Here is a 24,979-nt window from a genome sequence, read left to right as displayed (position 1 = left end):
CAATGTTCGGAACGTTTCTGGCTGGACCAGAGTGAGAAAAATGGTGCAGATTTGATCGCAAGCCAGCGGATCCGGTGCGAAACAGCGCCGGTCCCGGCCAATTCAGGGAGAGAGTGATGAACATTGCGCCAGGCAAGAATGCCGTCAGCAATATCCCGTTCGATCAGGCCAGGGTCGACCGGCTGATGGAGGAGGCCGGCATCGACGTGCTGCTCGCGACCTCCAAGCACAACACGCAGTATCTGCTGGGCGGCTACAAGTTCATCTTCTTCGCCGCCATGGATGCGATCGGCCACAGCCGCTACCTGCCGATCGTCGTCTACGAGAAGGGCGGGCCGGACCATGCGGCCTATATCGGCAACCGCATGGAAGGCGGCGAGCACCAGAACCATCCGTTCTGGACTCCGACGCTGCATGCCGCCTGCTGGGGCACGCTCGACGCCGCCAATCTCGCGGTCGAGCATATCAGAGAGATCGGCAAGGACGCTGCCCGCATCGGCATCGAACCCGGCTTCCTGCCGTCGGACGCCTATGCGCTGATCCGCAAGGCATTGCCCGACGCCAAGCTGATCGACGCGACCGACATGCTGGAGACGATGCGTGCCATCAAGACTGACGCCGAGCTCGAAAAGCTGCGTACGGCCTCCGAACTGATTACCGATTCCATGCTGGCGACCATCGCCTGGGCGCACGAGGGCACGACCAAGAGCGAGATGATCGAGCAGCTACGGCGCGAGGAAACCAATCGCGGCGCGCATTTCGAATATTGCCTGCTGACGCTGGGCTCGAGCCACAACCGCGCTTCATCAAGCCAGGCGTGGAAGACGGGCGAGGTGCTGTCGATCGATTCCGGCGGCAATTATCACGGCTATATCGGCGACCTCTGCCGAATGGGCATTCTGGACGAACCGGACGCCGAACTGGAAGATCTGCTGGCCGAGGTCGAGACGGTGCAGCGGGCGGCCTTCTCGAAGGTCAGGGCAGGCACGCTAGGCGGCGACATGATTTCTCACGCCGAGGGTGTGCTGAAGACATCCAAGGTCGCGCCCTATACAGATTTCTTCGCCCATGGCATGGGCCTGATCACGCATGAGGCGCCGTTCCTGATGACCAACCATCCGGTGGCTTACGAAGGCACTTATGCGTCGAAGCCCTTGGAGAAAAACATGGTGCTCTCGGTCGAGACCACCATGCTTCATCCGACGCGCGGCTTCATCAAGCTGGAAGATACGCTAGCGGTGACGGATGCTGGTTATGTGATGTTCGGTGATCGGGGCAGGGGCTGGAATAGGGGCGGGAAGACATAAGGAAGCGACTTAGCGGGAACAGCCAATCGCTGGTTTCAGAGACCTGCTTTGACAAATATCACGACCGAAGGAACGGCCAGAATGGAGAGGACGCTTCCACGGGATATTTTTCTGAAGGGGATGCGAACAGGTTTGTTCGGCTTTTCAGCCGAACGGAGTTCGCCAAGAGCGGCCCGTACGCAACACGGCGAACTGGAGACTGGGCGTTCCAACTCCGGTTTCAGTCCGACTACCTGAATAGCGACGACTATGTCGCGCTTATGGTACATGTCTCTGTTCACAACAAAGCACTGAAGGCGTGGGATGAACGCTCGAGTTGGCCCTTTGGGGTTCGAGAGTGGGCGGCCGGCGGACAGATTGGTAACTTGCAGCTGCCTCATGATTGGTGGACTTGGAACATCGCTGATCCGCACACTCGTCAAATCAAAATTGCGGACATCATCGGTAAGATACAAAAGATTGCCCTACCTTTTTTCGACCGCTTCGACACACCGCATCGGCTCGCTGAAGAACTCACAGGATCTGAGGTGGTGGGCTTCTCGTTTCCGCAAGATGCGGTTCGGTTTGTGTTCTGGCAGTTGGGAGCAGAGGCAGCAGAGCGATGTTTAGCTTTCTGGATAAAGCGTTTTGACGATCTCAGAGGATTTCGCCTCGATCGTGATGAGCCAGGGTTGTTAGACCAACCAGGCGGCGTAACGGGCGTTCAAAATCTGGCAAAGGTTGCTCGCACCATGCGGATAGGCCTTCGGATCTGACCTATTCTTCTGCTTGGTTTTTGCTTTGAATGTCTCGGCCGGAACAGCGTGCTTCACTTCCCACCCGCCGGGATCAGCCTGAAATCCGGCAACTCGCGCAAGCCTAGTTCCGGCCCGGCCGGCGAATAAACCACGAAGAGCTGCATCGGCCCGTCGCCGGTGTTGAGCGTCGAGTGGAAGCGGCTTTCCGGCACGTAGATGGTGCAGCCGGGCCCGACCTTCTCGACCACCGGATTGCCCTTCTCGTCCTCGACCATCTGTTCGCCATGGCCCGAAATGACGAAGATGATTTCCTCGGCGCCCGGATGGTTGTGGCGGGTATGGCCCTTGCCCGAGGGCAGATCGACGACGCCGCCGGAAAAGCGGACAGCGCCATTCACTTCGGGCGCAACGGTCAGGGACAATTTCCCCCAGTCGAAACCGAAGGCGCTGACGTCCTTCGGATAGACAAACATCTTGCTCTTGTCGGTCATCTCTCATCATCCCTTCTTTTTCTTCGCGGGCACTCTGTCGCTGCCCAGTGTGACGGCCTTGAAATCCGCGGTCTGCCTGGCGATCGCGGCTTCCGCCGGCAGCCGTTCCATCGAGCTCGCGCCATAAAAGCCGTGCAGGCCCTTGGCATGGGAGAGGATGTAACGCGCATCGTCCGGCATCGAGATCGGCCCGCCATGGCAAAGCAGGATGACATCCTTGCGTACCGAGCGCGCCGCCTCGGCAATGGCGTCGATGGCAACGACGCAGTCGTCGAGCGATTTGGCCGAAGTGGCACCGATCGAGCCGCCGGTCGTCACCCCCATGTGGGCGACGACGACATCGGCGCCGGCCTTGGTCATGGCACGCGCTTCTTCGGGGTTGAAGACATAGGGCGTGGTCAGGAGGTCGAGCTCGTGTGCCTCGGCGATCATGTCGACCTCGAGGCCGAAGCCCATGCCTGTCTCCTCGAAGCTCTGCCGCATGGTGCCGTCGAAGAGACCGATGGTCGGAAAATTCTGCACGCCGGAAAAGCCCATCGTCTTCAGTTCCGCCAGCAGCAGCGGCATGATGACGAAAGGGTCGGTGCCGTTGACCCCGGCCAGCACCGGGGTCTTCTTGACCACCGGCAAGACCTCATAGGCCATCTCCTTGACGATCTCGTTGGCGTTGCCATAGGCGAGCAGGCCGGCGGCCGAGCCGCGCCCCGCCATGCGGTAGCGGCCGGAATTGTAGATGATGATGAGGTCGATGCCGCCGGCCTCCTCGGCCTTGGCCGACAGGCCGGTGCCGGCGCCGCCGCCGACGATCGGCACGCCCTTGTCGATCATTCCCCGGAATTTCTTCAATATGTCCTTGCGCGGTATGGCTGGCATGTCTGGGTCTCACTGTTTGGCGATGTCGAGGAAGGCAGCGACCACGGCCCTGGCGAATTCGGGATCGTTGATGTGCAGCGGCAGGCGGGTGACGCGGCGCGTCGCATCCGGCCTGATGGTGCGCTCGATGGCGTCGAACAGGACGGCGTCGGCTTCCGGATCGAAGAAGGGGCCGCCTTCGATGTCGAGCGCGGAGACGCCTTTTTCCGGGATCAGGAAATGCACCGGACCTTCGCACTGGGCGAGCCCAGTGCCGATCCATTCGCCGATCGCGCGGCATTCCTGCGCGGTCGTGCGCATCAGCGTGACGTTCGGATTGTGCTCGTAGAACAGCCGGCCGCGATAGCGCTCCGGAATGGTCGATGGCGCCCAGAAATTGACCATGTCGAGCGCGCCGACCGAGCCGACATAGGGCAGGCCGATGCGGGCGATGGCGCCGAAACGATCCTGCGTCGCCGGCAGCACGCCGCCGCAGAGGAGGTCGCAGACCTCGGTCGTGGTGATGTCGACGACACCCGACAATAGGCCGCTGTCGGCCAATTTCTCCATGCTGCGGCCGCCGGTGCCGGTGGCGTGGAAGACCATGCAGTCGTATCTGGACCGGAGTTGTTCGGCGATGGCGGTCACGCAAGGCGTGGTGACGCCGAACATGGTGAGGCCGATTGACGCCTTGCCGTCCGCTGCCGGCGCTGGATTGGCCGCCATACCGGCTATCGCCTGGGCGGCGTTGTGCAGCACGACACGGGACAGCCGGTTGAGGCCGGCCATGTCGGTCACCGATGGCATCATAATGATGTCGGATACGTCGACATAGGGAGCGGTGTCGCCGGAGGCCAGCGTCGAGACCATGATCTTGGGCAGGCCGAGCGGCAGCGCGCGCATGCCCGCGGTGATGATCGAAGTGCCGCCGCCGCCGCCAATGCCGACCACACCCGATATGTCGGTACGCGACTGGACAAAGCGCGTGAATGCCTCGGCCATTGCCGCAACCGATCTGCCACGGTCGTCGATGCCGAGCACCGCACCGCGGCCATCGGGATGACAGGCGGCAACCTCCTCAGCCGTGACGTCGACCGGCACGGTCGCGCCTCGCGTTCCGACATCGACGCGGCAAACGATGGCGCCCGTCGCGGCGATCGCATCGGCCAGGAAGGCGAGTTCCTCGCCCTTCGTGTCGGCGGTGCCCACCACATAGATGCTCTTCATCAGCACCTCCCTGCGCTGGCTGGCTCGAAGGTGGTGATGCTCAGCAGATGAAAGCTTTGTGCGCCGTAGAGCGTCAACGTGGCCACTCCAGTAATAAGGGCTGCCATTGCAATTTTTTGAGACGGGCGTATCGTATTGGTATGGATGTCTCACGTCAACAACCCGCAACCAACGACGACACCGGTGAGAGAGCCGAGCGCGGCCCTCGCGCGCGCACGAAACGGCTGATGCTGGAGACGGCGACAAAGCTGATGCAGGCGGGTGTCACGCCGTCGGTCAGCGAGGTCGCGGAGGCGGCGGAAGTGTCCCGCGCCACCGCCTATCGCTATTTTCCGAGCCAGGCAGCCCTGGTGCAGGCTGTCGTCGACGAGGGGCTTGGACCGATCCTCACCTGGAAATCCACTGCCGCCGATGCCGAGAGCCGCGTAGCCCAACTGTTCGATACGGCCATGCCGCGCATCGAGGCTTTCGAGGCGACATTCAAGGCAGCGTTGAAGCTGTCGCTCGATCAATGGGCCCGGCGCCAGGCAGGCACGCTGGGCGGCGAGCCGGCCTTCACGCGCGGCCATCGCGTCGAATTGCTGAAGGAGGCGCTCGCGCCGCTCAAGGGTCGCTTGCCGCCGCGCGACTTCAAGAGGCTTGCGCAGGCGCTGTCGCTGATCTTCGGCGTCGAGGTGCTGATCGTGCTCAAGGATATATGGGGGCTGGACAGCCGCCGGATGATGTCGGTCGCGCAATGGGCGGCGGGTGCGTTGGTGCGCGCGGCGATCGCGGAGTCGGCCGCCGATACGGCTGGGATGACGCTGGCGACGAGATAGAAATAGCCCTTATCTGGTTCTACCAGATTTGAGTGCCAAATACTGCTAATACCCGCAATGCAAAAGTCCGCGCAAGGCCAAAGCGTATCAATGAGTAGGAAAATATAGAGAAAACAGTTGGATAAGTCTCGGATTCGGTGGCTTTGGCGGGCAAAGTTGCTCAAGAAAGGGCTTGACGGGCATTCATAATTGGTAATACCAGATTGGAAATAAAATTGGATCGAAAGTGAGGGCTGCGACCCATTTCCGGACAGAGCGAGGAGGCTCCGAATTCGGAAAGCGCGACCACGGGAGGAACTACCAGGGCCGGCTCCGTCGCCGGCTCGCATGACAAGGTAGAATGCGCACAAGGGAGGAAATCATTATGCGCAAGTTTGTGACCAGCTTGCTTGCTGGTATTGGCTTAACTCTTGCCTGCGGGACTTCAGTCTACGCGCAGGACAAAGAGCTCACCATCTTCTGGGCGGAATGGGATCCGGCCAATTATCTTCAGGAACTCGTCAACGACTATACGGCCGAGACCGGCGTCAAGGTCACAATCGAGACCACGCCCTGGCCCGACTTCCAGACCAAGACATTCGCCGAGTTGAATGCTCATGGCGATGCGTACGATCTGATCGTTGGCGATTCCCAGTGGCTGGGGGTCGGCTCCGAACAGGGGCACTGGGTCGATCTCACGGACTTCTTCAACAAACACAAACTCAAGGACGTCTTCCTGCCGGCAACGCTTGCCTATGGCGAGTATCCGCTGAAGAGCAACAAGTTCTGGGCAATTCCGCTCGAGGGTGATGTCAATGGCTGGTCCTATCGCAAGGACTGGTTCGAGGACCCCACCGAGAAAGCGAACTTCAAGGCCAAGTACGGCTACGACCTTGACGTGCCGAAAGACCAGAAGGCGCTTCACGATATTGCCGAATTCTTCACTCGTCCAGACAAGAACCGCTACGGCGTCGCCCTCTATACCGACAATTCCTACGACGCAGTGGCGATGGGAACCGAGCAGACGATCTTCGCCTATGGCGGCAGTCTCGGCGAGTACGACACCTACAAGATCAACGGCGTCGTGAATTCGAAGGAGTCGATCGCTGGTCTGCAGGCCTATCATGACCTGTTCAAGTTCACCCCGCCCGGCTGGAACAAAGCCTTCTTCCTCGAGAACAATCAGGCGATCACCTCGGGGCTGGCGGCGATGAGCATGAACTTTTTCGCCTTTTTCCCTGCCCTGGCAAACCCGGCCACCAATCCACATGCCGCGGGCACAGGGTACTTTGCCAATCCCCCCGGCCCGACAGGCGTCCATGTCGCCGCGCTGGGCGGGCAAGGCATTTCGGTCGTCTCCTATTCCAAGAAACAGGACGAGGCGATGAAGTTCCTGGAATGGTTCGTCAAGGATGAGACCCAGCTGAAGTGGTCGAAGCTAGGCGGCTATACCTGTTCCAAGGCCGTGCTCGAGTCCGCGGAATTCCAGAACGCGACGCCTTACAACAAGGCCTTCTATGACTCGATGAAGATCGTCAGGGACTTCTGGACGCCGCCGGAATATGCCGAACTGCTGACCCAATTCAACGACAACGTTTATCCCTTCGTCGTCAACAACAAGGGGACGGCCGAGGAGGCCATGAACGGCGTCATCAAGGATTGGACCGCGACCTTCAAGAAGTACAACCGCCCGGTTCACTAGGCTCATGCGCTCGTTTCGAGGGGAGGCGGGGGCCTTCCCTCGAAACTGTTCCGAGGGGATTTCTGGAGGAAGCTTTGGTAGTTTCGGTTCTGAATACGTTGGACCCACAGTCGCGGGCAGCCGCCCGTGGTTGGAGTGATCTCACCATCCGAAATATTTTCATTATTCCGACGGTCCTGTTTCTGATCGTCTTCAATATTTTTCCGTTGATTTATTCGCTGGGTTATTCCTTCACCGACTTCGCAGCGAACCGCAACGTGCCATGGAGTTTCGTGGGGCTGCAAAACTATCGCGATCTGCTTGCCGACCAGCGCATTTGGACCAACTTCGTCATCACAGCCAAATATGTGATCGTCTCGGTTGGCGGGCAGATGATCATCGGCTTTGGGATCGCACTTCTGCTCAATCGCGATTTCCCCTTCAAGGGGGTGGTGACGACCTTGCTGTTGTTGCCAATGATGCTCTCGGCGGCGGTTGTGGGCCTGTTTTGGCAGCTCCTCTACAGCCCGTCCTGGGGGCCGATAAATTACATTCTCGGCCTGCGCAATTTCGGCTTGCTGTCGGATGCCGACACTGCCCTCTACGCGGTAGCGATCACCGATATCTGGATGTGGTCCCCCTTCGTCATGCTGCTTTCCCTCGCTGGCCTTTCGGCGGTGCCGAAGCATCTCTACGAGGCCGCCGCGATCGACCGTGCCAGCAGTTGGTACACCTTCACGCGGATCACGCTCCCGCTGGTCGCGCCGATCCTGATGATCGCCCTCATCTTCCGAACCATGGAGGCCTTCAAGACGTTCGACCTTGCCTATGTCCTCAGCGTTCAGCCAACGACGGAGCTGATTGCGATCAAGCTTTACCGTCTCGCCTTCCAGCAATGGGATACCGGCAGATCGTCGGCGCTGGCCTACATCGTGCTTATCATGGTGCTGGCCATAACCAACATCTACGTGAAGTACCTCAACAAGGTGAAGGAGCGCTGAGATGGCCGCAGTTCGCACTGGCGGCGAGATAGCGCTCAACCGTATCGCCATTGTCGCGGTCCTGGTCGTGATGATTGTCTTTCTGGCGCCGATCTACTGGATAGCCTCGACCGCTTTCAAACCACGCGCACTCGCCACCACAGTGCCGCCGACCGTGCTTTTTCAGCCGGAGCTAACGCCGTTCGTCAAGCTGTTCACCAAGCGCGTGCAGCAGACGAAACCGGTCGATCCCGCGACCTACGCCGCGGCACCATGGTGGGAGAAGGCGGTTTACGATGGCGGCGAGCGCATCTTGAAGGTCGGCGACAGCCCGCAATTGTCGCCATACCCCGATCGTTTTGTGAACAGCCTTATCATTGCCATCAGCAGCACGCTGCTCGCGGTCAGCATGGGCACACTCACGGCCTACGGTTTCTCTCGCTTCAAGGTAAAGGGGGAAGCGGACCTGCTCTTCTTCATCCTGTCGACGCGTATGTTGCCACCGGTGGTGGTCGCGATTCCGATGTACCTGATGTATCGGGCTGTCGGGCTGAATGACACGCATATCGGCCTGATCATCCTCTACACCGCCTTCAACCTGTCCTTCTCCGTCTGGCTGATGAAGGGTTTCATGGACGAGATCCCCAAGGAGTACGAGGAGGCCGCGCTCGTCGACGGTTACACGCGCATGCAGGCGTTCTTCAAGATCGTCCTGCCCGAGGCCGCCACAGGTATCGCCGCCACCGCCGTGTTCTGCTTCATCACCGCGTGGAACGAATATGCCTTCGCACTGATCATGACCAATCGCCGAGCCCAGACTGCACCGCCGTTCATCCCCAGCCAAGTTGGCTCAGGCCTTACCGATTGGACGGTGATCGCTGCCGGAACCGTCCTGTTCCTGCTGCCCGTCGCGATCTTCACCTTCCTGCTCCGCAACCACCTCTTACGCGGCATGTCCTTTGGAGCGATCCGCAAATGAGCTTTCGCGCCATCAATCAGAAATATCTGGAGCCCGGTTCGCAGGTGCTGATGGTGCTCGGCATCGTCGCACTCTGCCAGCCCTGGAACATGCTGCTGCATACTTACGGTCTGACCATCATCCTGATCGGGCTGATCGGCTTCAACATCACCTCGAAGATAGCGCCCGAGGAAGAGGCCGGCACCGGTCATGCCGCGGATACGCGAAATCCGGGAGCACAGCATTGACCCAGATCGAGCTTCGCGGCGTCCAGAAATTCTTCGGCGCCGTCCAGGTCATCAAGGACCTCAACCTCAAAATTTCGGACAATGAGTTCATCGTGCTACTCGGCCAGTCTGGCTGCGGCAAGACTACGACCTTGCGCGCCATTGCCGGGCTGGAAACCATCGACGAGGGCGACATCCTCATCGATGGCAAGCAGGTTCAGCATCTGAAGGCGGCCGACCGTGACATCGCGATGGTGTTCCAGTCGTTCTCACTCTACCCGCATATGAGCGTCTACGAGAACATCGCCTTTCCCTTGCGTGCCATGCGCAAGAGCAAAAGCGAGATCGACCAGGAAGTACGTTCGGTCGCCAAGACGTTGCAAATTTCAGACCTGTTGGCCAAGAAACCGTCGGCCCTCTCGGGCGGCGACATGCAGCGCGTTGCCATCGGCCGGGCTCTGGTGCGGCGGCCGAAGGCGATGCTGATGGATGAGCCGATCGGCGCGCTCGACGCCAAGCTGCGCGAGGAGATGCGGGCCGAGATCAAGCGGCTGCATATCAAGCAGGGCTCGACCACCATCTATGTCACGCACGACCAGATCGAGGCGATGAGCCTCGCCGACCGCATCGTCATCATGCATGAGGGCGTGCTGCAGCAGGTGGGAACGCCAGACGAGGTCTATTCGCGGCCGGCCAACCTGTTCGTGGCCCAGTTCGTCGGGAGTCCGGTGATGAATGTCGCCGACGCAGCCGTCGCTGAGAAGGCCTCGGTCGCATCGGTGATCGTGGGCGACGCTCCCACCGGCTTCGAGTTTCCCCGCACGTTGCTGTCGAAGCTCAATGGCCATGCTAGTGGAAGCCTGGCGCTCGGCATCCGGCCGGAGGGCGTGCTCATTCGCCGTGACGCGGCCGATGGCTTCATGGCCGTCGAGACGCAGATCGTCGAACCGCTCGGCTCCTTCGACATCGTCGACCTCAAGGTCGGCTCGAACATGCTGCGGGCCCGCACAAAGAGCGGCTTCGTCGCCGGGCCTGGCGAGAAGGTGTTTGCCCGAATCGATCCTACGCAGGCGCATTTCTTCGACAAGGCAAGCGGCAAGTCGCTGGAGGTGAGACTCTGATGGCCCATATCCAGCTCAAGAACATCTCTAAGATTTTCGGCAACCACACGGCCTTGACCGGGCTAGACCTCGACATCGCCGATGGTGAGTTCTTCGTCCTGCTTGGCGAGACGGGCGCCGGCAAGACGACGACGCTGCGGCTGATCGCCGGCCTGGAGAAGCCGAGCGGGGGGCAGGTCTTCATCGACGGCGTCGACGTTGCCGCCTGGGGCGCGGCCGAGCGCGACGTGGCGCTGGTGCTGCAGCAATACTCGCTCTACCCGCGCTACACGGTGCGCGAGAACCTCGAATTTCCGCTGAAGCCGAAGATCCGCCGGCTGCCGGACGCCGAGATCAAGGACCGCGTCGACCGCGCCGCCCGAACGCTGCGGATCGAGCACCTGCTCGATCGCAAGACCGACCGGCTTTCGGGCGGCGAGATGCAGCGCGTCTCGATCGGCCGCGCCATCGTGCGCAAACCGCGCGTGTTCCTGATGGACGAGCCGCTGTCGGCGCTCGACGCCAAACTGCGTGAGGCGCTGCGCACCGAGTTGAAGAACCTGCAGATGCAACTCGGCGCCACCTTCCTGTTCGTCACCCACGACCAGATCGAGGCAATGTCCATGGGCGACAAGGTCGGCGTGCTCAACCATGGCCGCATCATCCAGACCGGAACGCCGCACGAGATCTACAACAATCCGCGCGATACCTATGTGGCGAGCTTCGTCGGCTCGCCGCCGATGAACCTCATCGACGGCAAGCTGGTGAACGGCCGCGCGGTGATGGCACCATTGAATTTCGAACTGCCATTTTCAGCGGGGGCCAAGACTTTTGCGGGGGCAGGGACGAGCGCGGCGACCGAGGGTCGCCCGCTCGTCTTCGGCATCCGTCCTGAAGACGTCTATCTGGAGAGCGGCGCACCGGTCGAGGCACGCGTCCATGATGTCGAGAACCATGGCGTCGAAAAGATCCTGACGCTGCGCGTCGGCGACACCATGTTGCGCGCCACGGTGCCGGCCAGAACCGATGTCGCGATCGAGCAGCCGGTGCGCTTTGCCTGGAACCCCGACAAGGTGGTGCTGTTCGACAAGGGTAGTGGTGTCAGCCTGCGGCACGCCTCATAGGTGCTGCTCCGGTTCAACGGGTGACGGAACGTCAATTGGCCTGGCGGATCTCCGCCTGCTCCACGGCGCGGAAATGGCTGGGAGCCGAGCCGATGACGCGCTTGAAGGCACGGCTGAAGGCGGCGTCCGATTCATAGCCGAGGCGGGCGGCAACGACTGATATTTTCATCCGGTCTCGGACCAGCCACTGCCTCGCCTGGTGCATCCTGACCTGAGTGACGTATTTTACCGGCGTTTGGCCGACGATGGTGGCGAAACGCTCGGCAAAGCCCGAGCGTGAGGCGCCCATCATCCTGGCCAGTGACTCGACCGTCCAATCGTGGTCAGGCTCGAGATGGATGGCGGCCAGAACGCGGCCGATGTCGCGATCCCGGACCGCCGCGATCCAGCCGGAGGAGTCGCCGCAGCCGCGCTCGACCCATGAGCGGATGACGGTCGCGGCGAGCACATCGGCCAGCCGCGCCAGAATGCCGCCGGAGCCAACGCGCTCCAGCGTCACTTCGCGCGCCATCGATTCCAAGAGATGCGGAATGCCCGGTTCATAGGCTTCCAGTTCGTGCGTTCGCATCACGTCAGGCATCATGCCGAGCAGAGGATGCAGGCCATCGAGGTTGAAATACATGCTGGCACAGAACAGCAGTGTTCCCGGCTGGCAATTCTTGTCGCACATCTCCGCGTTCGACGTGCAGTAGACATCCTTGCAGACTTCCTCGAGCTCGTAGCCATGGATAGGCCAGGTCCGCGCACCTGGCTCGCTGGCGAGCACATGAGCCTCGCCGCGTGGCAAAAGCACCGCATCGCCGGCATTGAGTTGCACCCACTCGCCGGAGGGCTGCTTCAGCCAGCAACTCTTGCGGCCGATGAAATGGAACCGCGCTCCGGGCTGGGCCGGAAACTGAATGCCCCAGGGTTCCTTCATTTCGCAGCGCCCATACTCGACGCCATCGAGACGCAGCCCGCGCAATATGTCAGTCAACGGGTCACCGGTGACAGGAATTTTGGACGAACGGTCATGCATTATGGGGTTTGTAGCATGGAAACTCCAGCCCGTCACTCCCTATGTTCCAGTGCAGCCAAATGTTGCGCCGCAACAGATCGAAGACCGGCCGCGTAGCCAAAGCCATGACGGCAAGGCATGTAACGGGTGGAGCCCGAGCCGGTCATTTTCTATGTGGTGCTGCAAACAGATCGGAGACTTACCATGGCCGAACCCGCGACAGGTGTTGTTGACGCCACACTTCTGAATCCAGCAGACTCCGATGAGCGAACCGAGCCCGCGTGGGGTGCCGTCGTCTCGCTGGCGCTTGGCGTCTTCGGCCTCGTCACGGCGGAATTCCTGCCCGCCAGCCTGCTAACGCCGATGGCGCACGATCTCGGCGTCACCGAAGGCGTGGCGGGACAGGCAGTGACGGCAACCGCCATCGTCGGCGCCATCGCCGCCCCCACCATGGCCATCATCACAAGACGCATGGACCGCAGGTTAGTGATGTGGATGCTGACGGTGTTCCTCATCCTGTCCAATCTTCTCGCCACCTTTGCCTCGTCGCTGCCCATGCTTCTGCTTGCCCGCGTCGTGCTCGGCGTAGCCCTTGGCGGCTTCTGGGCAATGTCGGCGGCCATGGCACTGCGGCTGGTGCCGATGCGGCTGATGCCGCGCGCCATGTCGATCATCCTCACCGGCGTGTCGCTGGCGACCGTCACCGCAGCTCCTGTCGGCGCCTATGTTGGCGACGTCTGGGGCTGGCGCACCGCATTCATGATCGCGACCATCGTCGGTGCGCTGGCGCTGCTGGTTCAACTGGCCACCATTCCGAAGCTGCCGCCGGTTGGCGTCGCGAGCTTCCGCACCTTGCTCGAAGTGCTGGAGCGGCCGTCGATCAGGGTGGCCCTGCTGGTCGTGCTGCTGGTCGCATCCGGGCACTTTGCCGGCTTCACCTATGTCCGTCCCTTCCTCGAAAAGGTGCCAGTGCTCAACATCGAGACGATCTCGCTGGTGCTGCTGGCCTACGGCATAGGTGGCTTCTTTGGCAATCTTGCCGGCGGCTTCATGGCTGAGCGCAACCTCAAGGCCGCGGTGGCGCTGGCGCCGTTGCTGATCGCATTGGCGGCCGCCTCGATGCTGATCTTTGGTGCTTCGCCGATAGTCGCTGCCGCCGCCGTCGCAGCCTGGGGCTTTGCCTTCGGCGCGGTGCCGGTCGGGCTGCAGAGCTGGCTGGTGCGGGCAGCGCCCGACCAGGCTGAAAGCGCCGGCGGCCTGATGGTCGCGACCTTCCAGGTGGCGATTGCGATGGGCGCCGTCTTTGGCGGTCTGCTGGTCGATCATGCAGGCGTCGCCAGCGCCTTTGCCTATTGCGGCGTCGCAACGCTGCTGGCGGCCATCGTGGTGTTCCTGCGCGGCCCGAAACAGGCCGAATAGTCTGTCGCAACGGTCGTCCCTGGCAACGGCCCGAGAACCATTACGGTTTTCGGGCCGTTTCCGTTGTGATGGCGGAGACGAAGCGGTTGAGACTGCCCTCGATATAGACGGCCACTTCGATCGTCGGATCAAAGCTCCACCACAAGAGCGAGCCTTGCCAATGCGACGCCATCAGCAGGCCTACGTCTTGTGGCGGGTCGTCTATTTCAGCGAAGCAGGCCGAAAGAGCAGCGCACAGGACCGCCTTCCAGGTAGCGCCGCGCGCCCTAAGCACGGGGTCGCGCAGATCCTCGCGCAAGACGAGCAGGCCATCGGCATAGGTTTCGATGCCGCCATAGCCCTGCGATAGCGCAACCAGCAATTCGATGGCGCCGGCCGGGGTTCTTGGAACGGCGGCAGCCAGGGTCCCGGTCTTGTCGTCAAGACCGTCCCAGGCATGCAGCAAGGTGCGCTGCTTCAACTGCGGCTTGTTTTTGAAGCGCTGCACCAGGGTTGCGCCCGAAAGGCCACAGGCTTTTGCCAGACGTTCGAAGGTAAGCGCCTCTGGGCCGAGCTCGTGGATCAATCGCAATGCGGCTTCCAGCACCTGCTCGTCGGACAGGGTTTTGGGGCGGGTCATCTTGACATTCCAATATAACCGAATGATCATTTATATATGATGCGAGCGGCGCGAGCCAGCTCGGATTTAATCGATGATGCTGTTTGGGGAGAGTTTAATGACGTTGCAAGGGAAAGTTGCCTTGGTTGCCGGCGGCACCCGGGGCGCCGGGCGCGGCATAGCGGTCGAACTCGGCGCCGCCGGCGCCACTGTATATGTCACGGGGCGGAGCACGCGCGGCGAGAAATCCGAGTATGCCCGGCCAGAGACCATCGAGCAGACGGCGGAACTGGTCACCGCGAATGGCGGCAAGGGCATCGCCGTGAAGGTCGATCACCTCATCACCGACGACGTGCGCAAGCTGGTCGGGCGCATCCGTGACGAGCAGGGTCGCCTCGACATACTTGTCAACGACATCTGGGGCGGCGAAAAGCTGTTCGAATGGGACAAGCCGGTCTGGGAGCACAATCTGGAGAACGGCCTGCGCATGCTGCGCCTGGCCATCGACACGCACCTGATCACCGCGCACCATGCCTTGCCGTTGATGATCGAGCGGCCGGGCGGGCTACTTGTCGAAATCACCGACGGCACAGCCGAATACAATGCCGAACATTATCGCCTGTCGCCTTTCTACGACCTTGCCAAGGTGGCGGTGAACCGCATGGCCTGGGCTCACGCACAGGACCTTGCGAAACAGGGAGCCACGTCGGTCTCGCTGACGCCGGGCTGGATGCGTTCGGAAATGATGCTGGAGATTTATGGCGTCACCGAAGAAAACTGGCGCGACGCCATGGCGAAAGTGCCCCATTTCGTCATCTCCGAAACGCCGCGCTTCGTCGGCCGCGCCGTTGCCGCTTTGGCGGCGGATCCGGATCGCTCGCGCTGGAACGGTCAGTCTCTATCCAGCGGCGGGCTGGCGCAGGTCTATGGATTCACCGATTTGGACGGCTCGCGACCCGATGCGTGGCGCTATGTTCCGGAGGTTCAGGATGCCGGCAAACCAGCCGATGCAACAGGCTACCGGTAGAGCAGAATTGCTTCAGGCCGAACGCCCATCGAAGTCGAAGATCGACAAGGTGGACGGGTCGAGATCGGTCACGCAATTGATGTTGATGTAGGCGCTGCGTTCACCGCTTTCGCTGATGTCTTCGGCAAAGGGATGGATGCCGCAGGTTCGGCAGAAGCGGTGCGCTATTTTCGCCTCGCCGAATGTGTAGCGGCCAAGGTCATCGCCCCAGGCGACGAGCGTAAGCTTGTCATGTGGCACGGCCCACAGCAGCGCACCCTTGCGGGCGCAGATCGAACAATTGCAGCGCACGACGCCCTCAAGCTCGCCATCGACCTCGAAAGCAACCTTGCCGCAGTGGCAGCTGCCTTTGTACAGCATCATTATCTTTCCTATTGCTGGCAGGTGCAAAGGCACGCTGGCCGGGTTATCCCTTCCGCAGGCCGAATGGCTGCTTGGTTTAAAGACGCTCTACCTTGGCGGAGTCCGACATCGACATGCAATCCATCCGCGACCGTCTCGAAATCATCCTGTCACGTCTTGCCAATCGTGCGGCCGACGAGACGGTCTACACGAAGCTCTATGCTGAAGCGGCGCGTGCCGCGGCCGACGCGAGCGACGCCCGCAAGCGGACCGGCGTGACGCTCGGGCCGCTGGATGGCACCATTGTGTCAGTCAAGGATCTGTTCGATGTCGCCGGCGAACCGACCACGGCCGGTTCGTTGATGCGCAAGACCGCCAAGCCCGCCGTGCGCGATGGCACCATCGTCGGCCGGTTGCGCCAGGCCGGCGCGGTGATCATCGGCAAGACCAACATGACCGAATTCGCCTTCACCGCGATCGGCGACAACATGCATTACGGCACGCCAGGCAATGCAAGGGATGTCAGCCGCATCTCCGGCGGTTCGTCGTCCGGGGCCGGTGTCTCCGTCGGCGAGGGGACGAGCGACATCTCGATCGGATCCGATACCGGCGGCTCGATTCGCATTCCGGCGGCGCTCAATGGCGTTGTCGGCTTCAAGCCGACAGCGCGGCGTGTGCCGCTCTCTGGCGCCTTTCCGCTTTCGGGCACGTTGGACTCGATCGGACCGCTTGCCCGAACCGTCGCGCAATGCGCCGCCGCCGACGCGGTGATGGCCGGCGAGACGCCGAGCGAGCTGGCGTCCATTGCGCTCGCCGGGCTTCGGGTTGGCATCCCGCGCGGCGTTCTTTTCGGGGATACGGAAAGTGAGGTTGCCGCGGCCTTCGAACGTTGTCTTGGCAAGATCGAACAGGCTGGCGCACGCATCGCGGACCTGTCGATCGACGACATGATCGCGGATTTGCACGCAGCCACCAAGCGCGGTTCAATCGCCGCCATGGAAGGCGCCGAAGTGCATGCCGACTGGCTGGCGACGGGCGCATCGGTGCCGGTCGATCCGCATGTCAGCGGGCCGTTGTCGCGGGCGGCAACGCTGACGGCTCCGGTCTATATCGGGGCACTGCGTCGCCGGGCCGCGCTCGCTGCCGCCATGGATGAACGGCTGTCATCGGCGGATGTACTGGTCTTGCCAACCGTGCCGGTGACAGCGCCGACCATCGCTTCCATTGCCGAGGATGCCGAACTGCGTGATCGCATCGAAGGCCTGTTGCTGCGCAACACGCAGGTCGCCAATCAGTTCGACCTCTGCGCGATCTCGCTGCCGATGCTGGGGACAACACTGCCTGCCGGATTGATGCTGGTGGCGCGCAACGGCCATGATCGACATCTGTTGCGGATTGCCGCCGAAGTGGAGAGGCTGCTGGGTGATTGATCGGTAGCGAGCCGTGGATGATGGATCCGTGCGATGAACAGTGTTTGCGTTCGCCATCGGGACGAAACCGCGATTGCTATATGTCGAGCGGAAACCGCCGCCGGTAATGATCGACCACTTCCGGATTGCGCAGGTTGACTGGCAGCTTGTCTGCCAGCACCAGCAAGGCTTCGCCGGCCGCGCCCACGCCCATGCGCATCATCGATTCCTCGGTAATCCCTGCCATATGCGGGGTGATGATGACGTTGTCGAAGCCGAAATAAGGATGATTTGGCGGTAGCGGCTGCGTCGAGAAAACGTCGAGCGCGGCACCGCCGATGCGGCGCTCCCGCAAAGCCTCGATCAGTGCGTCATCGTCGACGACCGGTCCGCGCGACACATTGATCAGCAGTGCGTTGGGTTTCATACGGGCGATGCGCTCGCGGCCGATCAGGCCGCGCGTCTCCGGCGTCAGCGGGCAGCAGAGCACGACGATGTCGCTCTGCTCGACCAGCGCGTCGATCGACAGGAAGCCGACCTTCTCCGGCGCCGGTTGCATGCTACGCGTCGTCGCCACCACCTTGAGGTCGAAGCCGTGCGCGGCAATGTGCCCGACGGCCTGCCCGACGGCACCAAGGCCGACGATGCCGATGGTCTTGCCGGCGAGTTCGATGTTGGCATTGGCATGCTCGCGACCGGCCAGCCAGCCCTTGGCGCGCAGGTCGCGGTCGACCCTGCGGAACTGCCGCAGCAGTGCAAGAGCGGTGAGCATGACATGTTCGGCGACCGAGCGGGCGTTGACCGCCGGCACGTTAGCCACGAGCACGCCGGCTGCAGCGGCTGCTTCCATCGGGATCATGTCGAGCCCGGCGCCATGGCGGATCGCGGCCCTCAGCTTCCAGGCGCCCTCGAACAATGCAGGCGGCAACGGCGCCCGCACGATGAGGATATCGGCGTCCTTCGCTTCCGTGGTCAAGGTGGCGGCATCGAGCGCCGAGGCAATCACGAGTTGACCAGCGCCCGCCAGCCTGGCCGAGGCGCGCGGGTGCAGCGGGTGTGTCGACAGGATCTTGGGCATGGTCTGGGCCACGGTCAGGCCTTTTCGAGCGCCGGACTGGAGGGCGCAACCGCCTTGCCGCCCTCGATCAGCCCTTTCCAATAGCTTTCCGCGCCTTGCAGGTGGGCGCTCATCAGCGCCTGGGCGAGATTGCCGTCGCGGCGCAGCAGCGCCTCGTAGATCTGCACATGCTCGGCATGCGAACGCACGCTGCGCTCGGGATCGTTGAAGTAGATCGGCAGGCGCTGCTCGCCCATCAGGTAGTAGACGCTGCAGATGTTGTGGAAGACGCTGTTCTTGGTGGCGCGCACGATTTCGAGGTGGAATTCGCGATCCTCCTTGGCAAGGCCCTCGCCGGCGGCGATGCGGTCTTCCGACGCTTTGAGGATCTCGCGCAGGCGCTCGAAATTCTCCTCGGTGGCGCGCGAGCAGGCAAGCTCGGCCGCCTTGATCTCATGGATCTTGCGCAACTCGACCGTTTCATAAATCTGCAGGGGATCGAGCGGCAGGCCGGCGCGTGCGAACAGCGCCAGCGCCTCGACGCTGGCCTGCTTGGTGTCGATGTAGATGCCTGACTTGGCGCGGCGCTCGACGATGCGCATGGCTTCGAGGATGGCCAGCGCTTCGCGGATCTGGCCGCGGCTGACGCCGAAATGCTCCGCCAGCTCGCGTTCGGAAGGCGTGCGGCCGGTCTCCTTGTCCGAGTGGGAGAACAGATAGGCGGCGAGTTCCGCGAGAAGGTTCTTTTCTTTCATCGTCAATTGCGTTGCGCGTGCGCCTCCAGGAATCGCTCCGAAATGGTGAATCCCAATCCGGGCTTTTCCGGGATCGCTATCATACCGTCCTTCGCTTCGACAGTCTCTTCGACCAGATCGTGGATCATCGGGTTGGCGCCGAGCGAATATTCGACGGTGAAACTCGAAGGCGAGGCGGCGCAGACATGCAGCCCGGCGAAGAAGCAAGGGGCACCGGCCCAAAGATGCGGCGCGAAGCGTAAATTGAAGGCGCTGGCGATGGTGCCGATCTTCATCGCCTCGCTGATGCCGCCGCAGAAGGCGGGGTCCGGCTGGAAGATGTCGGCCGCCTTGAGAATGGCGAGGTCGCGGAAGGCGTAGCGCGTCGCCTCGCTTTCGCCGGTGGCGATCGGAACGGGGCCGGAAGCGCGCACTTCAGCCATGCCCGGCTTGTCGTCGGCGATCACGGGCTCCTCGAACCAGGCAAGATCAAGATCCTTGACGAGGTGGATGAAGCGTTTGGCTTCCGCCACGGTATAGGTGCCGTGCGCGTCGACCATCAGTTCGACATCGGGGCCGAGCGCCTGGCGCGCGGCTCGCACGCGGGCGGCGGAATTGTGTGCCGCGCCATCCATGGCGCCCACCCGCATCTTCAACGCCTTGAAGCCGCCCTTGGCGATGTAGGATTTCAATTGCTCGCCGATGGCATCGGCGGAGGCCCAGCCACCAGAGGCATAGGCCCGCATGCGATCGACCTTGCGGCCACCGAGCAGCCGCCAGACCGGCTGGCCCAGCGATTTGCCCAGGATGTCCCAGAGCGCGATGTCGACAGCGCTGATGGCGGCGACGCTCATGCCGCGCCGCGCCAGTTGCGGCATGGCGTGGCCGGCGTGGGCGGCACTTTCGTGGCGCACGCCGTTGTAGAGCATCTCCCAGATGACGCCGATGTCGGCCGGATGGCGGCCGACCAACTGCGGCCCGACTTCGTGGTTCAGCATGTGGACGAGGGCGCCGTAGCTGCCGGCGCTGCCGGCGGCATTCTTGCCTTCGCCCCAGCCGACCAGCCCGTCATCGGTTTCGATGCGCAGGATGGCGGCATCAAAGGTCGTCACCTGGCCGAAGTCGCTGCGATGCTGCTTCGCGGCTTCGATCGGGACGCGGACCCACCAGGCCTGGACAGTCTTTATGCGCATATCTTTCCCCAGCCCTGCCGCCAGTCGGGGCGGAAGGACAAATTCCCAGCGGCGTCGACTACTTGATCAGCGGCAGCAGCGTTTCGGCAGTGATGCGCATCTGGTCGGTGTAGAATTTCTCCGTGAGCACGCTGGAGCCGTGGTCCTGGATGAACTTCAACTGCTCGGGCGAGATATCGACCGGGTGGCGCTCGACCATTTCGGGATAGGGTGCTGCCGGCGTGCGATCGACGGGGGCGACGAATTCATTGGTCAGCGCGCCATCATAGCCGACTTCCTTCAAGGTCGCGACGATCCTGGGCCAGTCGATCTGGCCGAGGCCGGCGGCGAAGCGGTTATTGTCGGCGACATGGAAGTCGAACAGGCGCTTTCCGACCTGCCGGATGGCGTCATGGACGTTAAATTCCTCCATGTGGATATGGTAGGCGTCAAGGCAGACGCCGCATTCCGGGCTGACCGCGTCAGCCAGCGCCAGCGCCTGGGCACCGCGATTAAACAGATAGGTTTCGAAGCGGTTGAGCGGTTCGACGGCAATCTTGACGCCGACCTTCTTGGCGTGGGCGAAGCATTCCCGGGTCGCGTCGACGACCCATTTCCACTCCTCCTCCTCGGTGCCGTCCGGCACCACCTTGCCCACCGTCGCCGGAACCAGCGTGATAATCTCGCCGTCGAGTTCGCTGACCATCGTCAGCACGTCCTTGACGTATTGCACGGAGCGCTCACGCTGGCCCTGGTTCCTGGCGGCAAGGTTGCGTTCGCCCAGCATCAGGGTGACCGCGCCCCAGCAACGGATGCCATGCTCCTTCAGCAGCGCCCGCGTCTCCTTGGTCTTGTACTGCGCTGGCTCGCCTGAAATCTCGATCGACTCATAGCCGAATTTCTTGATGCGCTTGAGCGTCGTCTCAAGGGGTTCCGCGCGCATCCAGTTGTGCGTCGAAAGATGCATGGCCTGTCCTTCCCAGATTCGTCCGTATGGTTTGCCTGCGACATGCATCGCCGAAAGACGATGCACGGGTTCCTCCCCAAGGCATCCCCAGCCTTTTCTTGCAAACTGGTTCGACCAATTGGGTCTGAAATGAGGTCTACAGCAAATTCTTCGAGACGGCAACAACTGCAGCGACGTAACCCGCAGGGGTGACTAGTTTGTTGATTACATTGTGATATGTACCGTTATTTTGCGCGTTCGGAGAGCCTTTTCGGCGCATTCCGAGACTTGACCAAATTGCCTTATTTGGTCATACCAGAATGGCGGTGTCGGCAGAGCGTCCGACGCGAAAAGACCAAAGTGACTGGCCCTGCTTTCATCAGGCGCTATGCTTGGTCGTGACAAAATGAGGAGGATGCCGATGCCGACGACAATGAAGGGCCCTGGACTGTTTCTGGCGCAGTTCGCGGGCGACGCCGCACCGTTCAATTCGCTGGCGTCGATCACCAAATGGGCCGCCGGTCTCGGCTACAAGGGCGTGCAGATCCCGACTTGGGACGCGCGCCTGTTCGACCTCGAGAAGGCGTCGTCTTCCAAGACCTATTGCGACGAGGTGAAGGGCATCTGCACTGACGCCGGCGTCGAGATCACCGAACTGTCGACGCATCTGCAGGGGCAATTGGTGGCGGTGCATCCGGCCTATGACGCACAGATGGATGGGTTCGCGCCGCCATCGGTACACAACAACCCGAAGGCGCGGCAGAAATGGGCGGTCGAACAGATGAAGTTCGGTGCCAAGGCGTCGCGCAATCTCGGGCTTAATGTCTCGGTGTCGTTCACCGGCTCGCTGGCTTTCCCTTACCTCTATCCCTTTCCGCAGCGGCCCGCCGGACTGATCGAGGAAGCCTTCGGTGAACTCGGCAAACGCTGGAAGCCGATCCTCGATGTCTATGAGGACAATGGTGTCGATGTCGGCTACGAAATCCATCCTTCGGAAGACGTGTTCGATGGGACGACCTTCGAGATGTTCCTCGACGCGGTCGGTGGCCACAAGCGCTGCAACATCAACTACGATCCTTCGCACTTCCTGCTGCAGCAGCTCGATTATCTCGAATTCATCGATATCTATCACGAGCGGATCAAGGCTTTTCACGTCAAGGACGCCGAGTTCAATCCGACCGGACGGCAAGGCGTGTACTCCGGTTATCAGAGCTGGACGAACCGCGCCGGCCGCTTCCGTTCGCTCGGCGACGGGCAAGTGGATTTCGGCGGCATCTTCTCCAAGCTGACTCAGTACAATTACGATTCCTGGGCGGTGCTGGAATGGGAATGCTGCCTGAAGCACCCGGAGGACGGTGCGGCCGAAGGGGCGCCCTTCATCCAGCACCACATCATCCGGGTGACCGAGAAGGCATTCGACGATTTCGCCGCTGGCACTACGGACAAGATGTTGCTGCGCGCCATGATGGGAATTTGACACCGCTTTCGCTTCCCCTCGGGGGAGGGGTATCTCAGACGAGGGAGAAAAACATGGTTGGCGCATCGAAGTCGGAAACGGGAGGCGGCCCGATCCGCTACGGCATGGTCGGCGGCGGGCAAGGCGCGTTCATCGGCGCGGTGCACCGGATCGCGGCGCGCATGGACAATGATTTCGTGCTGGTCGCTGGCGCCTTGTCGGCCGATCCGGCGCGCGCAAAGGCCTCGGCCGCCGAACTCGGGCTCGATCCGGAGCGAAGCTATGCGTCCTACGCCGAAATGGCCAAGGCCGAGGCGAAGCGCCCGGATGGCATCGAGGCGGTGGCCATCGTCACCCCCAACAATGTGCATGTGCCGGCGGCCAAGGCCTTCCTGGAGGCAGGCATCCACGTGATCTGCGACAAGCCGCTGGCAACGACGCTGGCCGAAGCGAAGAAGCTCGCGGCGATAGTCGAGAAGACCGGCAAGGTGTTCGTGCTCACCCATAATTACACCGCCTACCCGATGGTGCGGCAGGCGCGCGAAATGGTGGCCAAGGGCGTGCTCGGCGACATCCGCATCGTGCAGTCGGAATATCCGCAGGACTGGCTGACCGAGGACCTCGCCGCCACCGGCCAGAAGCAGGCGTCATGGCGGGGCGACCCCAAGCAGGCGGGTGCCGGCGGCGCGCTCGGCGACATCGGCACCCATGCCTATAACCTCGCCCGCTTCGTCTCTGGCCTCGAACTCGACTCCCTGTCGGCCGATCTCGATGCTTTCGTGCCGGGGAGGCTGCTCGACGACAACGTCAACGTCATGCTGCGTTTCAAGCCGACCGGAAAAACGCATCCGGCCAAGGGCATGATCTGGGCAAGCCAAGTGGCGCCTGGTCATGAGAACGGTCTGAAGCTGCGCATCTACGGTTCGAAGGGCGGTCTGGAATGGGTGCAGGCCGATCCGAACTATCTCTGGTACACGCCGTTCGGCCAGCCGAAACAGTTGATCACCCGCAACGGTGCCGGCGCGCTGCCGGTGGCGGGCCGTGTCAGCCGCGTTCCGTCGGGCCATCCCGAGGGTTATCTCGAAGGCTTCGCCAACATCTACCAGGAGGCGGCACGCGCCATCCGCGCGGCGCGGCGCAAGGGTGGAAAGCCGGCAAAGGATGTCGTCTTCCCGACCATCCAGGACGGTGTCGAGGGCATGGCTTTCATCGAGGCCTGCGTGAAGTCGTCGAAGAAGAATGGAGCGTGGACCAAGCTGTAAGAGGCACCTGGTTGGCGGGAATGGGGGAGGCGTCGATGAAGATCGGCATGTGCATGTTCTTGTGGACGACGGCGGTGTCGAAGAAGCACGAGCCGCTGCTTCGCGACATCAAGTCGACCGGCTTCGACGGCGTCGAGATACCGATCTTCGCCGGCACGCCGGACGACTACAGGAAACTGGGTGAATTGCTCGACCGTATCGGGCTGGAGCGGACCGCTGTGTCAGCCATGGGCGATCCGGCGATGAACCTGATCGCGGCCGATGCGGCAACGCGCAAGGCTGGTGTCGATTACATGAAATGGGCCATCGATTGCGCCGATTCGCTTGGCGCCCGCACACTGAGTGGACCGCTGCATTCGACGCTTGGCGCCTTTTCCGGAACCGGGCCGACGGCCGCCGAGAAGAAGCGCTCCGTTGCCTCGCAGCGCGCCATCGGCGACCATGCCGGCAAGCGCAACATTACCATCGGGCTCGAGGCGCTGAACCGCTTCGAATGCTATCTCCTCAACACCATGGCCGACCTGTCGGAGCATATCGACGCCATCGACCGGCCGCACATCAAGGCGATGTACGACACGTTCCACGCCAATATCGAGGAGGCCGACCCGATCGGCGCCTATACGAAGCACCGCAGGAATGTCGTGCATATCCACATATCGGAGAACGATCGCGGCGTGCCGGGGCGCGGCAACATTCCGTGGAAAGAAACCTTCGAGGCGATCCGCAAGAGCGGCTACGACGACTGGCTGACCATCGAGGCGTTCGGGCGCTCGCTCAAGGATTTGGCCGCGGCGACGAAAGTATGGCGCGATTTTTCCGAGACGCCGGAAGCGGTGTACCGGGAGGGGTATAGGCATATCAGGAACGGGTGGAAGAAGGCGGGATAGAAAGCCGATCACGTTGCGTCGGCGATCCTTCGCGCCCCCCTCTGTCCTGCCGGACATCTCCCCCACGAGGGGGGAGATTGGCAGTTTCGCGGCCGTCGCTTTCTTGCAATGCTGGTGATTGGCGAAAGCACGGATGACATCCGATCTCCCCCCTCGTGGGGCAGGGGAATCGCATATGACGTTTTGGGAGTT

25 protein-coding genes are annotated in these 24,979 nt (G+C 62.0%); 15 read left to right on the top strand and 10 right to left on the bottom strand.

The features are described from left to right. Positions 1-116: 116 nt before the first annotated feature. Both C7I87_RS31880 and C7I87_RS31875 read left to right on the top strand, forming a co-directional pair. On the top strand, positions 117-1,307 hold the full coding sequence (locus tag C7I87_RS31880) for a M24 family metallopeptidase (RefSeq protein WP_149907938.1): 1,191 nt from the start codon (positions 117-119) through the stop codon (positions 1,305-1,307). 260 nt (positions 1,308-1,567) lie between these two features. Continuing rightward, positions 1,568-2,062 (top strand): hypothetical protein, encoded by a 495-nt coding sequence (locus C7I87_RS31875; protein WP_149907937.1) that lies wholly within the window; start codon positions 1,568-1,570, stop codon positions 2,060-2,062. Between the two features lie 53 nt (positions 2,063-2,115). On the opposite strand, the gene C7I87_RS31870 is transcribed toward C7I87_RS31875, so the two are convergent. From C7I87_RS31870 to C7I87_RS31860, 3 genes are read right to left on the bottom strand one after another with little or no spacing between them, the layout of a single operon-like run. After that, on the bottom strand, positions 2,116-2,535 hold the full coding sequence (locus C7I87_RS31870) for a cupin domain-containing protein (RefSeq protein WP_149907936.1): 420 nt from the start codon (positions 2,533-2,535) through the stop codon (positions 2,116-2,118). 6 nt (positions 2,536-2,541) lie between these two features. Continuing rightward, positions 2,542-3,408: a phosphoenolpyruvate hydrolase family protein gene (locus C7I87_RS31865; RefSeq protein ID WP_149907935.1), complete on the bottom strand. Its 867-nt coding sequence runs from the start codon at positions 3,406-3,408 to the stop codon at positions 2,542-2,544. Positions 3,409-3,417: 9 nt separating this feature from the next. Beyond that, positions 3,418-4,614 carry a Tm-1-like ATP-binding domain-containing protein gene (locus tag C7I87_RS31860; protein ID WP_149907934.1) on the bottom strand — a complete coding sequence of 399 codons (1,197 nt, stop codon included), beginning with the start codon at positions 4,612-4,614 and terminating at the stop codon, positions 3,418-3,420. Between the two features lie 140 nt (positions 4,615-4,754). On the opposite strand from C7I87_RS31860, the gene C7I87_RS31855 reads away from it, so the two are divergent. The 7 genes from C7I87_RS31855 to C7I87_RS31825 all read left to right on the top strand — a co-directional run bounded on the left by C7I87_RS31855 (position 4,755) and on the right by C7I87_RS31825 (position 11,481). Then, entirely contained in the window at positions 4,755-5,432 is a 678-nt protein-coding gene (locus C7I87_RS31855; RefSeq protein WP_149907933.1) for a TetR/AcrR family transcriptional regulator, read from the top strand. Between the two features lie 364 nt (positions 5,433-5,796). After that, the gene (locus C7I87_RS31850; protein WP_149907932.1) at positions 5,797-7,113 is read left to right on the top strand and encodes an ABC transporter substrate-binding protein; all 1,317 of its coding nucleotides are present in this window, start codon (positions 5,797-5,799) and stop codon (positions 7,111-7,113) included. A gap of 74 nt (positions 7,114-7,187) precedes the next feature. Then, a complete protein-coding gene (locus C7I87_RS31845; RefSeq protein WP_149907952.1) occupies positions 7,188-8,093 on the top strand; it encodes a carbohydrate ABC transporter permease in 906 nt (301 codons plus the stop codon). A 1-nt stretch (position 8,094) separates the two neighbouring features. Next, on the top strand, positions 8,095-9,051 hold the full coding sequence (locus C7I87_RS31840) for a carbohydrate ABC transporter permease (RefSeq protein ID WP_149907931.1): 957 nt from the start codon (positions 8,095-8,097) through the stop codon (positions 9,049-9,051). Next, positions 9,048-9,278: a hypothetical protein gene (locus tag C7I87_RS31835; protein WP_149907930.1), complete on the top strand. Its 231-nt coding sequence runs from the start codon at positions 9,048-9,050 to the stop codon at positions 9,276-9,278. Before C7I87_RS31840 ends, C7I87_RS31835 begins: the two co-directional genes overlap by 4 nt. Further along, a complete protein-coding gene (locus tag C7I87_RS31830; RefSeq protein WP_149907929.1) occupies positions 9,275-10,378 on the top strand; it encodes an ABC transporter ATP-binding protein in 1,104 nt (367 codons plus the stop codon). Before C7I87_RS31835 ends, C7I87_RS31830 begins: the two co-directional genes overlap by 4 nt. Next, positions 10,378-11,481, top strand: a complete 1,104-nt coding sequence (locus tag C7I87_RS31825; protein ID WP_149907928.1) for an ABC transporter ATP-binding protein — start codon at positions 10,378-10,380, stop codon at positions 11,479-11,481. Before C7I87_RS31830 ends, C7I87_RS31825 begins: the two co-directional genes overlap by 1 nt. 31 nt (positions 11,482-11,512) lie before the next feature. Here the strand turns inward: C7I87_RS31825 and C7I87_RS31820 are convergent, their stop codons facing one another. Beyond that, the gene (locus C7I87_RS31820) at positions 11,513-12,499 is read right to left on the bottom strand and encodes an AraC family transcriptional regulator (RefSeq protein WP_149907927.1); all 987 of its coding nucleotides are present in this window, start codon (positions 12,497-12,499) and stop codon (positions 11,513-11,515) included. 183 nt (positions 12,500-12,682) lie between these two features. Here C7I87_RS31820 and C7I87_RS31815 point away from each other — a divergent pair, with 183 nt between their 5' ends. After that, on the top strand, positions 12,683-13,897 hold the full coding sequence (locus tag C7I87_RS31815) for an MFS transporter (RefSeq protein ID WP_149907926.1): 1,215 nt from the start codon (positions 12,683-12,685) through the stop codon (positions 13,895-13,897). Positions 13,898-13,937: 40 nt separating this feature from the next. Here the strand turns inward: C7I87_RS31815 and C7I87_RS31810 are convergent, their stop codons facing one another. Next, positions 13,938-14,516: a TetR/AcrR family transcriptional regulator gene (locus tag C7I87_RS31810; protein ID WP_246696481.1), complete on the bottom strand. Its 579-nt coding sequence runs from the start codon at positions 14,514-14,516 to the stop codon at positions 13,938-13,940. A gap of 97 nt (positions 14,517-14,613) precedes the next feature. Between C7I87_RS31810 and C7I87_RS31805 the strand changes: the two genes are divergently transcribed. Further along, on the top strand, positions 14,614-15,522 hold the full coding sequence (locus C7I87_RS31805) for an SDR family oxidoreductase (RefSeq protein WP_149907924.1): 909 nt from the start codon (positions 14,614-14,616) through the stop codon (positions 15,520-15,522). A gap of 12 nt (positions 15,523-15,534) precedes the next feature. On the opposite strand, the gene C7I87_RS31800 is transcribed toward C7I87_RS31805, so the two are convergent. Next, complete coding sequence (locus C7I87_RS31800) at positions 15,535-15,882, bottom strand: GFA family protein (RefSeq protein WP_149907951.1); 348 nt, start codon at positions 15,880-15,882, stop codon at positions 15,535-15,537. Positions 15,883-15,998: 116 nt separating this feature from the next. Between C7I87_RS31800 and C7I87_RS31795 the strand changes: the two genes are divergently transcribed. Continuing rightward, complete coding sequence (locus C7I87_RS31795; protein ID WP_149907950.1) at positions 15,999-17,294, top strand: amidase; 1,296 nt, start codon at positions 15,999-16,001, stop codon at positions 17,292-17,294. A 76-nt stretch (positions 17,295-17,370) separates the two neighbouring features. Here the strand turns inward: C7I87_RS31795 and C7I87_RS31790 are convergent, their stop codons facing one another. Genes C7I87_RS31790 through C7I87_RS31775 form a run of 4 tightly spaced genes read right to left on the bottom strand, consistent with a single transcriptional unit; the run spans position 17,371 to position 21,203 of the window. Further along, positions 17,371-18,351: a hydroxyacid dehydrogenase gene (locus tag C7I87_RS31790; RefSeq protein WP_149907949.1), complete on the bottom strand. Its 981-nt coding sequence runs from the start codon at positions 18,349-18,351 to the stop codon at positions 17,371-17,373. Positions 18,352-18,365: 14 nt separating this feature from the next. Further along, positions 18,366-19,085, bottom strand: coding sequence for a FadR/GntR family transcriptional regulator (locus C7I87_RS31785; protein WP_149907923.1), 720 nt, complete (start codon positions 19,083-19,085; stop codon positions 18,366-18,368). Positions 19,086-19,087: 2 nt separating this feature from the next. Then, positions 19,088-20,257 carry a mandelate racemase/muconate lactonizing enzyme family protein gene (locus C7I87_RS31780; protein WP_149907922.1) on the bottom strand — a complete coding sequence of 390 codons (1,170 nt, stop codon included), beginning with the start codon at positions 20,255-20,257 and terminating at the stop codon, positions 19,088-19,090. A gap of 58 nt (positions 20,258-20,315) precedes the next feature. Then, positions 20,316-21,203, bottom strand: coding sequence for a sugar phosphate isomerase/epimerase family protein (locus C7I87_RS31775; protein WP_149907921.1), 888 nt, complete (start codon positions 21,201-21,203; stop codon positions 20,316-20,318). A 400-nt stretch (positions 21,204-21,603) separates the two neighbouring features. Here C7I87_RS31775 and C7I87_RS31770 point away from each other — a divergent pair, with 400 nt between their 5' ends. From C7I87_RS31770 to C7I87_RS31760, 3 genes are read left to right on the top strand one after another with little or no spacing between them, the layout of a single operon-like run. Further along, positions 21,604-22,659: a sugar phosphate isomerase/epimerase family protein gene (locus C7I87_RS31770; protein ID WP_149907920.1), complete on the top strand. Its 1,056-nt coding sequence runs from the start codon at positions 21,604-21,606 to the stop codon at positions 22,657-22,659. 53 nt (positions 22,660-22,712) lie between these two features. After that, on the top strand, positions 22,713-23,900 hold the full coding sequence (locus C7I87_RS31765) for a Gfo/Idh/MocA family protein (RefSeq protein WP_149907919.1): 1,188 nt from the start codon (positions 22,713-22,715) through the stop codon (positions 23,898-23,900). Between the two features lie 35 nt (positions 23,901-23,935). Beyond that, the gene (locus tag C7I87_RS31760; protein ID WP_149907918.1) at positions 23,936-24,787 is read left to right on the top strand and encodes a sugar phosphate isomerase/epimerase family protein; all 852 of its coding nucleotides are present in this window, start codon (positions 23,936-23,938) and stop codon (positions 24,785-24,787) included. Positions 24,788-24,979 lie beyond the last annotated feature (192 nt).

Source organism: Mesorhizobium sp. SARCC-RB16n (assembly GCF_008520305.1).
GTDB lineage: Bacteria > Pseudomonadota > Alphaproteobacteria > Rhizobiales > Rhizobiaceae > Mesorhizobium.
The sequence above is the reverse complement of the archived record's forward strand: the minus strand, read 5'-3'. Positions and strand labels throughout refer to the sequence as shown.

Excerpts from the sequence above, each read along its gene's own strand:
- C7I87_RS31880 (WP_149907938.1), top strand. The coding sequence starts at position 117 with ATGAACATTGCGCCAGGCAAGAATGCCGTCAGCAATATCCCGTTCGAT.
- C7I87_RS31875 (WP_149907937.1), top strand. The coding sequence starts at position 1,568 with ATGGTACATGTCTCTGTTCACAACAAAGCACTGAAGGCGTGGGATGAA.
- C7I87_RS31870 (WP_149907936.1), bottom strand. The coding sequence starts at position 2,535 with ATGACCGACAAGAGCAAGATGTTTGTCTATCCGAAGGACGTCAGCGCC.
- C7I87_RS31865 (WP_149907935.1), bottom strand. The coding sequence starts at position 3,408 with ATGCCAGCCATACCGCGCAAGGACATATTGAAGAAATTCCGGGGAATG.
- C7I87_RS31860 (WP_149907934.1), bottom strand. The coding sequence starts at position 4,614 with ATGAAGAGCATCTATGTGGTGGGCACCGCCGACACGAAGGGCGAGGAA.
- C7I87_RS31855 (WP_149907933.1), top strand. The coding sequence starts at position 4,755 with ATGGATGTCTCACGTCAACAACCCGCAACCAACGACGACACCGGTGAG.
- C7I87_RS31850 (WP_149907932.1), top strand. The coding sequence starts at position 5,797 with ATGCGCAAGTTTGTGACCAGCTTGCTTGCTGGTATTGGCTTAACTCTT.
- C7I87_RS31840 (WP_149907931.1), top strand. The coding sequence starts at position 8,095 with ATGGCCGCAGTTCGCACTGGCGGCGAGATAGCGCTCAACCGTATCGCC.
- C7I87_RS31835 (WP_149907930.1), top strand. The coding sequence starts at position 9,048 with ATGAGCTTTCGCGCCATCAATCAGAAATATCTGGAGCCCGGTTCGCAG.
- C7I87_RS31825 (WP_149907928.1), top strand. The coding sequence starts at position 10,378 with ATGGCCCATATCCAGCTCAAGAACATCTCTAAGATTTTCGGCAACCAC.
- C7I87_RS31820 (WP_149907927.1), bottom strand. The coding sequence starts at position 12,499 with ATGCATGACCGTTCGTCCAAAATTCCTGTCACCGGTGACCCGTTGACT.
- C7I87_RS31815 (WP_149907926.1), top strand. The coding sequence starts at position 12,683 with ATGGCCGAACCCGCGACAGGTGTTGTTGACGCCACACTTCTGAATCCA.
- C7I87_RS31810 (WP_246696481.1), bottom strand. The coding sequence starts at position 14,516 with ATGACCCGCCCCAAAACCCTGTCCGACGAGCAGGTGCTGGAAGCCGCA.
- C7I87_RS31805 (WP_149907924.1), top strand. The coding sequence starts at position 14,614 with ATGACGTTGCAAGGGAAAGTTGCCTTGGTTGCCGGCGGCACCCGGGGC.
- C7I87_RS31800 (WP_149907951.1), bottom strand. The coding sequence starts at position 15,882 with ATGCTGTACAAAGGCAGCTGCCACTGCGGCAAGGTTGCTTTCGAGGTC.
- C7I87_RS31795 (WP_149907950.1), top strand. The coding sequence starts at position 15,999 with ATGCAATCCATCCGCGACCGTCTCGAAATCATCCTGTCACGTCTTGCC.
- C7I87_RS31790 (WP_149907949.1), bottom strand. The coding sequence starts at position 18,351 with ATGCCCAAGATCCTGTCGACACACCCGCTGCACCCGCGCGCCTCGGCC.
- C7I87_RS31785 (WP_149907923.1), bottom strand. The coding sequence starts at position 19,085 with ATGAAAGAAAAGAACCTTCTCGCGGAACTCGCCGCCTATCTGTTCTCC.
- C7I87_RS31780 (WP_149907922.1), bottom strand. The coding sequence starts at position 20,257 with ATGCGCATAAAGACTGTCCAGGCCTGGTGGGTCCGCGTCCCGATCGAA.
- C7I87_RS31775 (WP_149907921.1), bottom strand. The coding sequence starts at position 21,203 with ATGCATCTTTCGACGCACAACTGGATGCGCGCGGAACCCCTTGAGACG.
- C7I87_RS31770 (WP_149907920.1), top strand. The coding sequence starts at position 21,604 with ATGCCGACGACAATGAAGGGCCCTGGACTGTTTCTGGCGCAGTTCGCG.
- C7I87_RS31765 (WP_149907919.1), top strand. The coding sequence starts at position 22,713 with ATGGTTGGCGCATCGAAGTCGGAAACGGGAGGCGGCCCGATCCGCTAC.
- C7I87_RS31760 (WP_149907918.1), top strand. The coding sequence starts at position 23,936 with ATGAAGATCGGCATGTGCATGTTCTTGTGGACGACGGCGGTGTCGAAG.